The sequence below is a fragment of the bacterium genome, assembly GCA_035527515.1.
GTDB lineage: Bacteria > B130-G9 > B130-G9 > B130-G9 > B130-G9 > B130-G9.
On sequence record DATLAJ010000141.1, the window covers coordinates 22555 to 41121 of the forward strand.

3 protein-coding genes are annotated in these 18567 nt (G+C 56.9%); all 3 read left to right on the top strand.

From position 1 onward, the window contains the following. Nucleotides 1-35: 35 nt before the first annotated feature. On the top strand, nucleotides 36-7646 hold the full coding sequence (locus VM163_11530; protein HUT04506.1) for a PQQ-binding-like beta-propeller repeat protein: 7611 nt from the start codon (nucleotides 36-38) through the stop codon (nucleotides 7644-7646). Nucleotides 7647-7782: 136 nt separating this feature from the next. Continuing rightward, nucleotides 7783-15651: a PQQ-binding-like beta-propeller repeat protein gene (locus tag VM163_11535; GenBank protein ID HUT04507.1), complete on the top strand. Its 7869-nt coding sequence runs from the start codon at nucleotides 7783-7785 to the stop codon at nucleotides 15649-15651. 102 nt (nucleotides 15652-15753) lie between these two features. Then, a partial coding sequence (locus VM163_11540; protein ID HUT04508.1) for a two-component regulator propeller domain-containing protein occupies nucleotides 15754-18567 on the top strand: 2814 nt, incomplete at its 3' end.

Consider the following 18567-nt stretch of genomic DNA (forward strand, 5'->3'; position numbering starts at 1 on the left):
CGCGTTCTAACCAAATCTGCGTTGGAGGATTTGTAATGCGAGATAGATTACTAGTATTGCTCATCGTGCTGTTTTGCCTAGGGGGATCGGCGGCCCTAGGCCAGGAATGGTATGTTCGCGTGAACAGTGACGACATCAATGCCGTCTCTGGCGAGGGTGACTCGCTTTGGGTAGTAACCAACAGCGGGGGGACTCTCCTCTGGGACCTTGGTTCCTTTGAGCTTGACAAGTTTTTGAAGTCTCAACCTGACCTTTACTCCGACGAGGAGGACGCGAGCGCCACTGTGCGCGTCTGGGTTAGGGAGGAGCTTTTGACGAACTCGTTCACCTCCGTTGCGGTTGGGCCTTCGGACACGGTTTGGCTGGGCTGCAACGAGGGCATCAACGTGGTCGATACGTCGTCTCACAATGCGTGGGAGTTTGGCATTTCGACGTTCACGGTCTGGAACTCGTCGCTTCCCTCCAACCAGATTACGACGATCGAGGCGCGCCCGGGCACCGACGAGGTGTGGATTGGGACGCAGGACGCTGGGATTGCTGTTTATGACGTGGATATGGGCACGTGGCATGTTTACAGCACTGCGGATGGGCTTGCCTCAAACAGCATAAACTGCATCTACTTTGACGATCACGAGCGGGCTTGGATCGGGACCGATTCGGGCGTTACGCAGATCAATATGAACTTTGACCCGTGGACCTACGGGACATATACAACCGCCGATGGCCTTCCATCGAACTTCGTGACAGGCATTCTTGAGGTTCCATGCTGCTGGATATGGTTCACGACCGACAACGGCGCGGCGCGGGTTGACCTGAACGACAATTGGGACACTTACGGTACCTGGACGGATGCGAATTTTGTCTCGAACGACCTGCGGGGGATAGTTGGGGTTGATGACGAGCTCTGGATGTGGTCTGAACTTGGAATAATTGTGCATGACATCACCGGTGGGGGATGGAGCTGCTACACGACCGCCGACACCGGCGGAGACCTCTGCTCGGACGACGTCAGGGACGTCTTCGACACCGGCGGAAACCTCGTCGCTGGGACGCACGGTGGATTGTGCGAATATGACGGCGGGTGGTACTGCTTCTGGGAAGAGCACCTCGCCTCAAACGACCTGCGTGCAATCGCCTGTCAGGAAGGCGAGATATGGTTCGGGACCTATGGAGCGGGCGCCAACCTGCTCGGCGGCTGGGATGTCAACGAGGGCATGCCCGGCGCGTGGGAGACTTACTCTTACGCTGCGAGCAATGCGATCGCCTCCAATTATATAAATGACATAGCGCTGGATGACAGGATCGGTGAAGGCGTCGTCTGGTTTGCGACAAACTTGGGCGTCAGCTTCTTTGATAAGGGGTCGGTTTGGGAGACCTTCGATACGACCAACACGGGCGGTGCGCTGCCGTCTAACCACGTGATGGCGGTTGCGCTTGACCCAAGACCTGCGACCGGCGGCGTCATAAGGACTTGGTTTGGCACGGACAATGGCCTGGCATGTTACACGACCGGCTCGACCGTGTGGGATACATATACGACGGCGAATAGCGGCCTTCCTTCCAATTACGTAACGAGCCTCGCGGGTGAGGTCAGAGGTAACGGCTATTATCTCTGGATTGGGACCAACTGGGGCGTTGCGGTTCTGGACGTTGTGAACGACACCTGGACTACTTATGACACTGGTAACAGCGGTATTCTCTCTGAGAACGTGCGCAGCCTCTTGGTCGATGGGGAAGGCTCGGTCTGGATCGGTACCACTAATGGCATCAGCATCCTTGACCTGCCCAATACTTGGACGTCAATCAGGACGAGCACGCCGGGCTCTGGCCTCGGTAGCAATACCATCAACGCGGTGATTCAGGGCTCTGGCAATTGGTTTTGGATCGCCACAAGCCGCGGCCTGACCAAGTTCGACAAATGGAGCATGACGGGCACGCGATTTCTCCCCACCAACAGTGGACTTATCAATGGCAACGTTTACGACCTGTGTTATCAGTCGTGCGTAGGCATCTGGGCCGCAACCAGAGGAGGCGCCTCGGCGCTGAGGCAGGGGATGCCGATTCTTTCCGACGAGTCGGTTGAGCCGGCGCTGGGCGGGCCGCTTGATGATTATACATTCACGGTTCATTTCGAGGACTTCGACGGGTTTGCGCCGTTATCAGGGACGCTGACCGTTGGCGCGAGGGAATACACGATGACGCTGGGCTCGGGCACACCTGACAACGGGGATTACTCCGCGACGATCAGCCTCGAGCCGGGACATTGGACTTTCTTCTTCGAGTTCGTGGATTCCGACGGCTGTCTGGTTCGGTATCCTACTGGCAGTGGCGTCTTTGAGGGGCCTGACATCTACGATGCGTTCGAGCCAGACGACATGTGCATTGACGCTCGCCTCATCTGGGCAAATGGCACCGTCTATGGCGGCCACAACCTCATTCCGCTCGCATCAGACGTGGACTGGTTCTACTTCAGGGGCGAGGCTTATATTGATTACACGATTACGATAGCGCCCGCGACAGACTCGTCAGTCGTGGTCGAGATATACGAGAGCGACTGCACGACTGGGCCGCTTGAGACCGGCGATTCGACTGCGCCGTTCGTGTTCACACCTGATGAGGGCGCCTATTACTTCCTCAGACTGCTGGACCAAGGCTCGAGCACAGCAAGCGGCGGAGCATACTCGCTGAGCATTTCAGGCAACCAGTGGCCGATGATGGGGCACCTCTACACCAGGGTCGCAACCATCTCGGCGATCGGTCCGCAGGGCTATTGCGATGTGTTGACCTATTCGACTGGCCCGACAATCGCCTCGAGTCCGGCCGTTGACCCGGCGGGGAATCTCTATTTCGGTGCATCATACGGCCGGCTGGTGTCGCTCGATCCCTCGTTCAATGAGCGTTGGGTCTTTGAGTCTGGGGATTCGGAGCCAGTGATGGTCTCGCCAGCGCTCTCGCCTGACGGCTCGGCAGTCTATTTCGGCGCCCAGGACGGCTACTTCTACGCTGTGAACACAGCGACAGGAGCCATGGATTGGGACTTTGGCGCCGGCGCGGAGATACTGTCTTCGCCCGTTGTCGATCCTGATGGCAACGTCTATTTCGCGTGTTACGACGGCGTGGTCTATTCGCTTAACGCTGCGGGAGGTTCTAGATGGTCAACTTCCGTAAGCTGTTCGTTCCTGAACTCATCACCAACGCTGTCGCACACCGGCGTTCTCTACATTGGCTCAACCGAAGGGATACTATATGCGCTTGCAACAAGCGATGGCGACATCAACTGGAGCTACGACGTGAGCTACCCAGTTCGCTCGACGCCGACCGTTGACGGGGACGGGAATGTCTATTTCGGTGCTGATGACGGTAATCTTTACTGCCTGAACCCCGGCGGGATGCTCAGGTGGACTTTCGAGACACAGGGTGCGATCGAGGGGCACGGGGCACTTGGTGAGACGGGAAGATACTACTTCGGCTCGACCGATGGCGTCTTTTACGCGCTTGACTGCACGGCAACCGTGGCCGTTGTCGGCTGGTCGAGAGATGTAGGAGGCGCAGTCTTAGGGCCGGCCGTTGATGGTAAGGGAACCGTGTTTTTTGGCTCCGCCTCGGGCATGTTATACTCATCGACGGCAGTCGGTGTTCTGAGTTGGTCTCACGACGTAGGTTCGCCGATCACGTCGTCGCTCGCGATTGGCCAGGACCACCAGCTGTTCTTCGTGGCGGGTTACAACACTGTCTATGGGGTGCACTGCGACAACGTTGATCCAGCGCTGAGCTTTCCAGGCGTGTCGCCAACGATGGGCATGTTCGGAGAGATGTTCACCTATTCCGTCTATTATTCGGATGTGAACGGCGATGACGCATCCAAGCACTTCGTGGTGATAGATGGTCAGCCCATTATTATGAGTTATCAGACAACCACGGGCGGCTACATATATAGAACCGAGTCGATGGTTGTCGGCGCGCACACCTACTACTTCTATTTCGAGGACGGTTATGGCGGCAAGGCGCGCGCTCCTGATACTGGTGTGTACTATGGGCCGATTGTTGACGATGCACGACCGAGATCGCAGTGTTCGAGCCCCATCGGAACGAATCAGCCGATGATCGAGGTCGATTTCGTGGCCGCAGATGACGGAAGCGGCGTCAGCTCCACGAGCCTTTACTACGCGTTCAGTGCGGACGGCGGTAATTGGCCCTCGATCGGCGATGCGACCGACACGGGGCAGTCGCTTGTTGGTGACACGGGGACCTTCGTGTTCGTGCCGCCAGACGGTGCGGGTTACTATGCATTCTACACCGTGGCGACCGACAGGGCGGGCTTTGTTGAGGACACACCGCTTTACTACTACGACACGATAACTCTTTACGATCCCGATCCTCCCGAATCCGAAGTAGTGAACCTTCCGGGTGCGTTCGGAAGCACGCCGTTCGACGTTACCTTCCGGGTTCGGGACAACTTCTCCAATACGTTTACCATCAGGCTTTATTACAGATACGACAACGGCAACTGGGTCGATTCTGGGCTCGACACGTTCACGATATCGGGTTTCGACCCTGGGTCTGCCTACTGGAACGGCAGCTTCCAGTTCGACGCAACCTATGGCCAGGGCCGCTACGAGTTCTTCACGGTCGCGAGCGATGAGATGGGCAATACGCAGGATTACGCTGCCGCGATGGCTCTGTCCAAGTTCACGTATTATGATGTCATCACGCCCGAATCGAAGGCGAGCTGCCAAGCCTATACCAGGACGTTGCCGATATCCGCGACGTTCACCGCAAACGATGACCTGTCCGGCGTTGAGGGTCTCACCGTCTATTATCGATATAAGGGCGAGACGGATTGGACAGAGGCGACCGAGTTCGACCTCGGCGGGCCCTGGCAGTCGATCTCGGGGTCTTTCACGTTCAATCCGGCTATTACGGGCGGCTATTATGGTGAGGGCACCTACAGCTTCTACACTACCGCCCGAGACGCCGCCCAAAACAGCGAGCCGATGCCTCAGGCAGACAACGATCCAGACTGCGCTATCGTCTATGATGCCACCGCGCCGAGGTCGCACACATCGGCCTCGGGCCTTTACACCGGCGGGACGATTCCGGTCGCTTTCTACGGATCGGACAACGTGGCAGGGCTTTCCGAGGTTCGCCTGTTCTACAACCACGGGGGCGACGCTTACGTCAGGAGCACCTACGTCTCCTCGGACGATGTGGGCGTATTTGACTTCACGCCGGCCAACGGTGACGGCGCCTATCACTTCTATACGATAGCTACCGACAAATGTGGCAACGTCGAGGCGCCTCCTATTACATTTGATTCGATGATAACGTTGGACAGCTTGCCGCCGACATCCTACTCCTATTGCTCGGGGAACAGTTTTATGGTGCCGATCCCCGTCTATTTCAGTGCGAGCGACGTGGTGAGTGCTGTTACGAATGTGGCGCTTTGGTTCAGATTTGGGGACGGCGCTTGGGTCGATTCTGGCATGTCTATGGAGGGGACGAGCGGGATGTTCGAGTTTGTGCCGTTTTTTGGTCGGGGGCGCTACGAGTTCCAGACTATATCGACGGATGCAGTCGGGCATACCGAGGCGTTCAAGGACGAGGCGGACTGCTACACGGACCTGATCTATGGCAAGCCGAGCTCTCGAGGTTCGTGTGACCCATATACGAACGAATCGCCGATAGTAGTGAGCTATTCGACCAGCCCGAACGCGGCTTCCATACGCCTCATTTACCTGTATCAGTACAATGATGACTGGGAGGACGCTACTGTTGCGACTGTGGGAACGCCCTATACTCTGGAGTTCGAGCCGAAGGAGGGCGAGGGAACATACTGGTTCAGACTGCTTGCCAGCGATGCTTCGGGCGACGAGGAGGGCATCAAGAGCATAGACTGCCAGACGATATATGACGTTAGCATTCCAGAGTCGTCTTGCGCGGCTCCGGAGGCCACGTGGAAGCACTATGTAGATATACAGTTCACGACGGATGACCTCTGGAGCGGGGTTGACATAGTCGATCTGTGGTATAGATACGAAGACCCGAGCGACGCGACGCGAGACGTCGGTTGGACGAAGACGGCCCAGAAGCAGACCGCCGAGTCGGGGACCTTCAGGTTTGTCTTTATGCACGGCCTAGGTATCTATCGTTTTTATACCCAGGCGACTGACAGGGCGGGCAACCTGGAGCCTACGCCGCTGACACCGAAGGCGACTGTTCGATACGAGATCGGCGCTCCCACATCGCGGTGTTGGGTTGAGACGAGGCCGTATTCGACGCATATTACAAATGAGAAGGACGCCCCGATTGAGGTCCTGTTCGAGGCGAGCGACGCGAATGGCAACTCCAGCGGCATTCGAGAGGTCAAGCTGTACTATGCATATCTGATGACGCCGCCGGACCCGATCGACGATTGGACGGCAGACAGCATAGAGTGGCGCTACACCGGCCAGGCTGTTGCACCGGATGCGGGCAGCATTTTCTTCTATCCGCAGGACGGCAACGGGTTTTACGGATTCTACACCCAGGCGGTTGACTTTGCGGGCAACGAGCAGGAGCGGCCGCTCCTGAAGTTCGATGTGCCGCTCGGTGTGCCATTCTGGGATGCTTATGTTACGTATGACGTGATAGCGCCGGTCTCCGAGTGTGCGACGGCGCAGGGCGCGGTAGATAGCGGCTCGATCGTTATTACATATCAGGCGGACGACGATCCGTTCCTGTCAGATTCATGGCCGGAGCTCGATTATGACACATCGGGGATAGCGATTGTCAGGCTCTGGTATAACTTCAACGGTGGTGGCTGGACCGAATGCCTCGACCCGAGTTACTGGGGTTACGGCAAGCAGGGCACCTTCTACTTTGTGCCGCCTTTGGGCGATGGGACGTACGGCTTCTGCACCGTGGCCGAAGATGTTGCGGGCAACGCGGAGAACCTACCGCAGACGCCGGACTGCTCTGTGCTTTACGGCGAGTTCGCGCCTCAGATTGATTTCTCTGCCACGAGCCACGATTTTGGCGTTCTTTCAATCGGGGCAAGTGCTGATTGGCAGCTGCGCGTGTTCAACGTGGGCACAGCGGACCTCGTTGTCACCAATATGTTCGTTGACAATCCTGACACGTTCTCGGTCAGCCCGACAAGCATGGTTATTGCGGCTGGCGACTGGGGGAACGTGACGGTGAGCTTCGAGCCCTGGGCAACGGGTGTTACCGAGGCAACGCTGACGATCGCGTGCAACGATGACAACTCGAGGACCAACACCATCAGCCTGACAGGCACAGGTGTTGCGCCGCTCGGGCCGACTCTGGTTCTTAGGACACCGGCACGGGTTGTGAGGCCGGGCGAGGAGCTCCAGATGTCGATCGGGCTGGCGGGCATCTACGAGGAACTGGACGCGGACCTGTATGTTGCGGTCCAGTTGCCTACCGGCGAGCTTCTTTACTATCCTAGCTGGTCATTCGAGCCGTCTGGTCTTTCGGTGTCGCTGCCGGCTGGTTTCAACCTGGCTCCCACACCGTTCCTTCGGATGCAATACACTGAGGGCTCGCTGCCGAGGGGCGAATATAAGCTCTTCGCAGGGCTTGTGGAGCCGGGGACACAGTTTGAGCTCATAAGTTCTATCGCAGAGGCCAGTTGGGTTCTGTATTAGGTTGGATTGATGGCAAATTGCGAATAAGGGTAACTCAAATATGGGACGGAGGATAATCGGCATGCTAAGGTCGCGCATTGTAGCGGTTGGGTTAGTTTTTGCGTTGATGTCCGTTCTTGTTTTCGCTGGTACGGGAATGGCAAAGATAAAGGGGGGTTCGGGCCCGCCGCCTCCACCGCCGGGAGATTCAGGATGGCGTGCGTACACGGACATGAATCACACTACTTGCGCGGTCGAGGTTAGCGGCCGTGTGTGGGTAGGCACGGGTTATGCGGGGTTGGCCGTATATGATGTCACGACGGCCGCCTTGCTCGCCAAGTATCACGGCGTCAAGGACGCGCTTTCGGCCCCGGAAACGATAGTGCACCTAGTAGACCTACCATCTGACTGCATTCTGGACATCACCACGCAAAACGGTATTGTCTGGGCTGCGACAGACCAGGGGCTTGTGAGAATTAACCCAGCTGGCCCGACGTTCAAAACCTATACAAGGCTTACCAGCGGGCTTTCTTCCGACTACATCAGAAGAATCATGCTCGGCGCAAATCCTGATGAGCCTAGCAGGATCTACTTTATGACCGATTACGGGGTCTGCTCAGCCACCTATGACTACGGGGTTGATGATTGGAACGACGACTGGGAGTATTTCAACAGCTGGCGCTATCCCGAGTTTGTGTCGGACAATGTGTTCTGCATAGGGTTCGAGCAGTGTGCTGACGAGCGCGTATTCTTTGGAACAGACTGCGGCGTTATGGTCTTCGATCCATCCATGCCGGAGGCTGATCCGATGCGCTGGTTCTGCTGGGATTCCTCAAACAGTGGTCTCCCCTCGAATCTCGTCATCGATGTGGCCTTTGCCGAGTGCAGGGAGCTTTTCTTCGCAACTGATGACGGCCTTGCGGCGCTTGAAGACGGCCAATGGCGGGTCTATACGCAGGCGAGCACGGCCGCACTGGGGCTTTTGGATGACCAGATCGCCCGTATGATCGTCGATCCCACAGATGACACGGTCTTTTGGCTTGCGACCGGTCGCGGCGTAAACACCTACGACAGAGTGGGTGACGCATGGACAACCTATGTTTCTGGCGAGACCGGCCTCTGCAACAATGAGGTTCGGGACATCGAGTTTGTGAGTTCGGTTCCGTACTTCGCGACCGAGTACGGTGCTTGTAGGAAGGTCGGTGGTGTCTGGAGGACATACTTGGACCCACTAGCATTCAGGGGCTGCGTTTCCGCATTAGGTTTCTATGCTCATGAGGACCTGATGTTCTTGGGGACCTATGGCGGGGGCTTGTATATCCTCAGTGACTCCAATCCCGCATCGCCAGATTGGACGCATTATTTTGCTGGCGACGGCTCTGGGCTTCCCAGCAACTTCATTACAGCAATTGATATGGTCGATGACGAAGATTACGTCATGTTTCTCGGCACTGACGAGGGGTTCGCGGTCGGCGAGGGTGACTACGATGACCTGGACTTCACGACCTACAACATGTCGAACACAAGCGGCGGACTGATATCGAACGCTGTTACGGCAGTTGCGGCATACGAGCAGGACGATGAGCTGGCGCTGATCGGCACGCAGCATGGTCTTGCGGTTTACGACAACAGGTTTCCTTCCCAGGGCTTGAGATGGACGTTCGACACGGTTGAAAGCAGTGATGGCGGCCTGGCTGATAATTGGGTGAACGATATTGCTGTCTCTCGGGACGGCTCGACGTTCTGGCTGGCCACGATGTGGGGAGCCTCATCCTACGATCCGATTGCTGATGTCTGGCAGACCTTCCGGACAACTAATTCAGGACTTATCTCGGATATCGTCTTCTGTGTAGATGTTGACCCCGAGGGAAACCCCTGGTTCGGGACGATGCGTGGGGTCTGCACCTGCGCGCCGGACGGGACGAATTGGCACAGCTATCGGAAGAACAACACCGGTCTTGCCTCGGACATCGTGCTTAGCATTGAGGTTGACTACGCGGGTTACGTCTGGGCTGGGACAGACGCCGGCCTTTCTTGTCTCAATCCCGGGTTGGGCGTGTGTGACTACAACTATTTCGCTGATAATAGCGGCCTGTTCAGCAGTCGCATCTGCTCGATTGACGTTGACCCCTATGGGAACAGGTGGTTTGGGACGCAGGTTGGCGTTTCTGAGCTCCTGAATCAGGGGCCGAGCCTCTACGGTGGAGTGGTTACGCCCGATACGGGCGACAGGACGACGGTCTTCGTCTATTCGGTTCATTACAGCGATCCTGAGTGTGAGGGGCCAGTTTACATATTCGCCAGAGTGGATGACACCAACTACGATATGACGCTCGTTGATGGCGACTATTGCGACGGCACGTGGGAATACTCCACGACGCTCAGCGCCGGCAACGGTCATAGCTATAGCTTCTTGGCGGTTGAGGCGGATTGGAACATTGCGGTGGACGGGCCGTATTCAGGCCCGACAGTCTCCGCCGCGCCATACTCGCCCGATCCTTATGAGTGGGACGATTCGTGCATGGCCGCAACGCTTCTTCCAACAGACGGCACGTGGCAGGACGGGCACAACCTCGAGCCACCCGGCGATGAGGACTGGTTCGCTTTTGACGCGGAATACAACATAACTTACGTTATCGATGTTGAAGATGACGCCGATCCTGACTATGCGGGCAACGTGTATCTCTATGATCTTGGCGACCCGTGCCCCGGAGCGCTTCTGCGACAGGACCTCGGCGGCGACGAGGCACACATAGTTTTCCCGTGCCTTGTGACGGGACGGTATTATTTGAAGGTTGAACAGGCCAACCCCGCCGAGATGGGCGCGTATAAGATCAGGGTCTATGGCCCGCAGTGGCCGATGGTTCAGAGGGACCTTGAACGGACGGGCAGCGCTGTCGGCAGCGGCTCGGCGACAACGAATCTTCTATGGATATATACGATACCTGACGACATCATCACGACCGCGCCGGTTGTCGATGGTCAGGGGAACGTCTATTTCGGCACGAGCGATAACAGCCTCTTCGCCGTTGCGACGGATGGGACGCTGAAGTGGTCCTATCATACGCCGGACGCGGTCTCTGCAACGCCCGCGCTGACATACGACGAGAAGATATTTTTTGGGACAGAGGGTGGCCAGCTCTATGCCCTGAACAGCGATGGGACGCAGGCCTGGGTTTATGACGGAGCGCTAGGCAGCGCGATCCACGCCGGAGTTACTGTCAACCGAGTGGAGAACTACACCATCTATTTCGGGGCCGACGACGGCACACTCTATGCCGTCAACGGAGACGGCACTGCGAAGTGGCAATATGCGTGTCCTGTTCCGGATGAGATTACCGGCACAATCATGGTGGGCGAGCTAGAAAACATCTATTTCGGCGGCGGCTGCGGCACGTTCTACGTATTGTTCCCTGACGGGACGCTGGCCTGGAGCTACAACAGCGGCCTTGCGGACAACAGGATGGCCGCGGCTATGGCCACGGACGGCTCCATCTACTTCGGGACCTCGACGAGGCGCTTTTGCTGCGTTGACCCTCCTGCGCCTCCTGACATGCCCACTTCGGGCACACTTCGCTGGGAGGTCATCATGCCGGCGAGCGTCTATTCGGTGCCAGTGATCGCTCCGGACGGGACTGTGTTCTTCGGGTGCGACGACGGCATCATCTATTCCATAGACCAACACAGCACAGCGACAACGATTGTCTATGATGTTGGAGCTCCCATCCGGTCTGCGCTCGTCATGGACGGTGCGGGACATATTTATTTTGGAGCGGACAGCAACAGATACTATTGTATAACGCAGGCAGGGGACCTGGGCTGGGAGACCGAGGACCTGAACGAGCCGCCGGCGTTTTCTTGCGCGATCGACAGGAATGGGACGTTCTATTGGGCGAAGCCGGACGGCAAGCTGGTGACCTACAACGACATGGTTGTGGCAGATATTTATGCGCCTGCCTCGGACTGCTGGTCTCCGACGTTTGCGAACGCCTCAACTGTCCCGATAGTGGTTGGTTTCAGTTCTTGGGATGTGGGAGTTCGCAAGACGGGGATCGCCTACACGGAGCTTTGGTATTCTCATGATGGCGGGCCGTGGGCTGCGAGCGGGCTGGATGCCAAGCTTGGGACGAGCGGGCAGTTTGTGTTCATGCCTTCAGCCGAGGGTGTGTTCGGTTTCGCGACGGTGGCGTACGACAACGCCACTCCCCCGAACGCCGAGATTGTGTTTCTGCCCAAGACCACAACGGTCTTTGACGCTACGGTCCCGACATCGCTTTGTGCTGTGGAGCATTACGTGGTCAGCAAGGATGATATTGATGTTGGCTTTACGCTTGAGGACTACCTGAGCGGGCCGGCCAAGACGAGGCTTTGGCTGCGGTTTAATGATGGAACGTGGTTCTACACTGGCCTTGAGGAGACGGGCGGTTCGGGCAGCTTTGTTATCACGCTGCCGGAGGATGCTAACGGCAGCTACTACTTCTTGACTCAGGGCGTCGATAACGCTGAGAACTGGGAGCAGGCGCCCTCGGGGGCGAGCGAGCCGGAGACATGGCTGATCTACGACACGGTGCCGCCGACCTCGGCTTGCACAGCGCCGCTTGATGCGGATACCGCGCCGATTGCTGTGAGCTATACATCGGGGGATGCGGGCAGCGGGGTGGACAACGTGTCGCTCTACTATACGTATAATAGTGATGGTTCGGACCTGAGCGCCTGGCGTCGGTATCCGGCGACTGGTGCAGCCCCGGCGGGCACAATTGAGTTTACTCCGCGGGCACAGTCTCCCTGGAACGAAGGTCCTGGGCAGTATCTGTTCGCGTCCTCTGCGCAGGATAAGTGCGGCAATGTGGAGGATTTCGGCAGGGCGATAAGTGAGGGCAATGTTGCAACAACGAGTTACACGCCCGAGCTCCCGACAAGCACGGCCTCGTGTGATGCTTACACGAGCTCGCTGCCGATCACGATAGATTACGTGGCGACGGACAGAAGCGGGATGGGCATTGCAAGCGTCAGCCTCTACTATGCGCTTGAGGGTCAGATAGAGCTGTTCACTGGGCGGACTGATTATGGTGTTGACCATGGGACGTTTGCCTACAGCGGTCCTTCCGGCAATCCGCTGTTGGACGGGGCTTACAGGTTCAGGGTCAAGGTGCAAGACATGGCCGGAGGTGTGCAGAATGACGGTCTTGGTACATGCACAATACTTCTGGACCGGAATGCTGGGACTTCGAGGGCCAGCGGGCCAGCGTACTCGACCGGCGGGATTATTCCGATCGAGTATACGGCTTGGGACGATTTCTCCGGCGTTGATACTGTTACGGTGTTTTATCGTCAACCGCCTGGTGGCTGGATGAGCCCGATGGTAGTTGGCCACGGGGAGTTCGGTGTGATTGATTTCGACCCCAGCGCGGGTGATGGTCTATATGAGTTCTACTCGATGATGCAGGACAAGGCCGGGAACGCTGAGGCTGTGCCTGACGTTCCGGATTTCACCACGATTCGGGATACGGTTCCGCCCTTAACGTTAGCAGTTGTGCCTCTTTTGGTGAGGGAGTCACCAGTCGAGGTTCAGTATCAATCAGAGGCAGATCTTTCGGGGATTGCGAGAGTTGACCTGCTCTTCGTGCCGCCTGGCGGAAGTGGCTGGATTGAGTCGGGGCTTTCGAGCACGGCCCCAGCGGGCTTCTTCTATTTCGATTTGGGCTATGGAGAGGGGCTTTACAAGATAGTTACGAGGGCGACCGATAATGCGGGCAACTTGGAGCTACTGTCGTCCTGGGCTGAGGTAAAGTTCGATGCTACGGCTCCTTTAAGCAGCTGTTCAGGGCCATACGCAACGGCAAGTGCGCCTCTTAACATTGACTTCAACGCTAGCGATGCCGTCTCTGGTGTGCTCGATGTCCAGCTCTGGTATCGATACGCGCCGATGATCGGCCATGTGACGGGCGATTGGACGGCGCTTGCGACTCCTGCGACGGTAGCCAGCGGGACATTTTTGTTCGCTGCTCCGCTTGGGGCGGGGATTTATGATTTCTACACGCTGTCGCATGATGTTGCGGGCAATTGCGAGCCAGAGCCTGTTGCCTTAACGCCGCCAAAGGCGACAGTTCGCTATGACACGACGCCGCCGGTCTCATACAGTCAGGTCTGCGTTATCACTGGGGCGGATGAGCGAGAATGCTCAACGGTTCGTTTCGTTAGGGGACTGCCGTTTATAGTCTCGTTTTCGACAATCGACGACATTAGCCGTGTGGACAGCACCACGGTTTATTATCGTTTCAACGGAGGCGTGTGGACGGATATTGGTTGGACGGCGTACAAGCCGATTGGCGAGTTCGTATTCGATATAGACCGGGGTGTTGGGGCCTACGACTTCACAACCATCAGCACGGACGCGGCCGGCAATCAGGAGCTTCTGTCAGAAGAGGCGGAGTGCACGGCGCATATTGATCTTCACGCGCCCTCCTCATCGTGCGCTTCGGATGAGTATGCTTCTGGTGCGACCATAGACGTGCGTTACAGTGCTGAGGACGACAGTGGCTTCGTTGATACAGAGCTTCATTTTAGAGAGAACGGGGGACAGTGGGGCGATTCAGGTTTGGTGGGCCACGCTACATTAGGGACGCTATCATTTGCACCTGAGGAGGATGGTACGTACGACTTCTTCACGCGCGCGGTCGATCTGGCGGGTCGCCCGGAGATCATGAAGAACGAGGCTGAGTGCACTACGATCTACGACACAACCGATCCATTCTCGTTCGTGAGCGTGCCGGCTTATGTGTCAGCAGCGACCATAACGGACCTCGAATGCACCGGCACTGACAACCTTTCTGGGATCGCCGATATGCGGATATATTCCCGGTTTGAATCGGACGACTTCGCGTTCACCGGGCTCGAGACAAACGCGGCTCACGAGACGTTTACGTATCACTGGCCTGAGGGCGAGGGTAGATATGAGTTGTTCTCGATTGCGAAGGACAAGGCCGGGAACGTTCAGGCGACGCCTCCTTCGGTTATGCCTTGTTACGTTGACATGACGCCGCCATCGAGTTCATGTATAGAAGTTCGCATCTATGGCGCGATAATGATGGTTCAGTATACGGTCGTGGACAATCTCGCCGGCGTCGGGCGAGATAAGGACCTTCAGTTGTGGTTCAGCCATGATGGCGGCGATTGGCAGCAGGCCACGAAGGCTACGACTGCGTTCCCGATTAGTAGGTGGTTTATGTTTACACCACCTGAGCAGGGCGGGCAGTATTCGTTCTACACAATCGCGGTGGACAGAGCCGGCAACGTTGAGGCAGCGCCGGCAGTGGCAGATATCAGTTATACTTTTGGCGAGCTGAAGCCATTTCCCACCTCGTTGGACTTTGGTAAGGTGATTGTTGGCCGAAGCAGCATCCGGAACCTACAGCTGATAAACGTCGGGGAGAGCGACGTAAGCGTTACGGCTGCGGTTGCGGTGAGCCCCGAGGGTGTTGTGTCGGAGCAGTTCAAGGTGATCAGCAGGATTCCATTCACCGTGCCTGCCGAGGACTACAGCATCATTACCGTGAGATTCACCCCAGCAACCCTGGGCACCATCAGTGCGGTTCTGCGGGTGAGTTGGCAAGAGATCGGGTCCTTCAGAGGCGGCGCGACCTATGTTGACATGGTCGGTTTTGGCGACGAGCTCTCAGAGCCGACGATCGCCATCGAGGCGACTTCCGCCGGCGAGAAAGGCGATGAGGAGATGGTTCTTCTCGCCTCGCTGAGAAACCCCGGCGCGAGCCGCGAGGTTGAGGCGTTTGTTGCTGTCGAGGACACTGCGGGGAATCTCTGGTTCTGGCCAGAATGGAGCACTGAGGTGTCCGGCGTCCCGCTATTCCTTTCCGAGGGCTTCGAGGTGTCCGGTTACGAGCTTCTGAGGATTCCACTTGCTAGTGTTACACCGGGCAGCTACACGTTCTATGCGGCGCTTGCTGTGCCGGGGACGAGGTTTGAGTTTATTGGTTCGATATCGACTTCGCATTTTCAGGCCGATTGATTCTGTTCTTGGCCAGTTAATGGTTTTCAGTTGTAGATAAGTGTGATGGAAGATATGAAGTAAGTGGACTTCTCGTAACGGTTGATGTAGGAGGGTTTTCCTATGCTATCAAGGTGGCGGTTAGTCGTTCTTGTCTCGGCGATTGCCAGCATATTGGCTGTCTCTGCGGTGGGCATGTTTTGGCAGCATTTTGTCAATAGTGATGACATCAGGGCGATCGTTCTAGATGGCGACGAGCTCTGGGCGGGAACGCAGAAGGGCGGCCTGCTGCATTTTTACGATATGACAGGGGCAGCAGCTTCGATAGAGCGCTGGACTGTTGAGGATGGTCTGCCAACCAACAACATCTCTGCGCTTGCGCACACGATAGACGCGATGTGGGACGAGGAGCTGTTCTGGCTCGGCACCGATGGTTACGGTCTGCTGGCTTTCGAGCCCATTGCGGGGAACATTGTTGACTCGTTCACAATATCCAACTCGGACATCCCTTCCGATAATGTTCAGGCGCTCGGCACGGCAGGGATAGGCTTCATGCACGAGGTCTGGGTCGGAACTGATAACGGGCTTGCCCTTCTTCAGTACATGCTGGGCACGGACGCCTGGATCAACTTCACGAGCGCTGACGGGCTTCCCGCGGATGACGTCAGTATCATGTCAGTTTTTGACGATTCATCGGGCGTAATATGGTTTGGTTCGGTCGGAACGGGGCTCGTCTTTTATAGGCAGATGGGCATGCCTCCTTTCGGGTATTGGGACACCACAAACAGCGAGTTGCCTAGCAACAATGTCAACGCGGTCGCTCGCACAGGTCAGCCGGGGCTAGGGGACATAGTTTTCTGCGGGATGGATGACTATGGACTCGTGGGGCTGTGGGCGGAGGACAATCCGATAGGCAGCGCGGGCACAATTGCCAGATACCCACTAGGCGATATGAATATTATCGGGCTTCGGTTTAACTCGATAGACGGTAGGCCAGGTTTGCCCTCCGATCGTGTTCTCTCGCTTGAGTTCGACGATGATAACAATCTGTGGGTCGGCACTGACGCAGGCGCAGTTTATTGGTGGGTCGTGAATCCCTCCGAAAGCACCATTACAACGCAGACGGGTATCACGGGAGTCGTGAATGACATAGCGGCCACCGGTGTTACCTTGCTTCCTTTTGACACAACTGTTTACTTCGGCACGGACTGGCGGCTTTGGGACCGCTATTTCGACGCCGGTCAGGGCGGCTACACCGTCGGCAGCTTTGAGTATGAGGGTGCACCCCCTAGTAACTATATCCCATCCGTCTATTCCACAGCTGACGGGAGCTACGAAGATGTCTGGGTCGCCACGGACCGCGGCGCAAGCTCGTTCGATGGAACGAGTTGGACAACGTGGACTGTGGACGATGGTCTTCCGGCGACGGCGACGGTCGTCAGGCCAGACGGGACTACGGTGTATATAGGGACTGAGGATGGGCTTGTCGTCCTCGATTCTGGGACTGGGGCAATAACGGTCTATTCCTCGCCACCACTTCCGGGCAGCTACGTCAATGACGTCGAGGTGAGTGGCGCGCAGGTCCTCGTTGCCACGGATAACGGCGGCGCGAGCTTCCCTGGCGGCCCGCCATTCACCAATTTCTTACTCGGCTATGACCTCACTTCAATCGCAGTCGATGGCGATGGCGAGCAGTGGTTCGGCAGCGACGGCGATGGCCTCTTCAGGGGGACTGGCGGGTTCCGCTACGATATGTCCGGCAGCGGCATTCTCTCTGATAATGTGAGGGATGTTGCGGCCATCGGCGACAATATAATTTACGTCGCCACGGATAACGGCGTGTCGCGCCTCAACAAAGACACTCTGGTTTGGACCAATTATCAGATGCTCGATCTCATCTCAGATGACGTGCGTTGCATCGCGGTCGATCCTCAGGGGCTCCGTCCGTCCGGCTATGACATATTCCCGTTCAGCGAGCACGTCCTATTCGGGACGCCAGATGGTGTGACCAGGCTCTTCAGATATGCAGACGCATCTGGTTACAGTTACGAGTTCTGGTCGGACTTCGTCCACGATTCCGCCGCTGACCTATCAGAGTCGATTCTGAGCGACAACGTCTTCGCCGCCAACGTTTTCAGCGGCCGTTTGACCGGGGCAGGTTTTCCCGATGATTTCACAATGAGCTGGTTTGGCCATGATTATGGTGCGTCGTATAGGGCGCAGGGGCTGCCAGTCTTGTCGAACGGGACGACTTGGGTCTCTGTGGAGGAGAACACCAATCTGAGCGTGGATGTCTATTACGAGGATGAAGAGGGGCAGGGCCCAATGAGTCCGCCGAACGTTTATCTCTCGAACGATAACGTGAGCGGTCCTTACGATACACGTTGGCCCATGTCCCCGCTGGGCGTTGAGAATCCGGGCACCTGGCGGAGCACTTTCAGCATGGACCGCGGTCGTTACTTCTACTATTACTATTTTGTTGACGACGACTACACGGTGGCTTGGCTGCCAAGTGGCAACGGCTACTACAACGGCATTTACTGCCACGACCAATATGAGGACGACAGCTTCTGCGACCTTGCGAACACAATCACCGTGCTTCAGCCGGGCGACTTGGCGTCTGTGTTCAACCACAGCCTCATTCTCACACCATTGGAGCAGGACCGCGATTGGTTCGTTACCGACATGCCGCTCACCAGCGGTTGGTATTACCACGTCTGGACGTTCAATCTCGACAGGGCAGATACGGACGTTCAGGTCTGGTCCGGGCCAGACTGCGGCTCAGTCAGCTTTGTCACCGAGGACTTCGGCAACGGTGGTGCTGTTGATTTCTGGTTTGAGAGCAATGATTCTGACTACCATTACCTAATGGTCAGGGATGGGCATCCCTGGACCTCTGGTCCTGTTCCCATCTCATACTATTATGATGTGGCGATC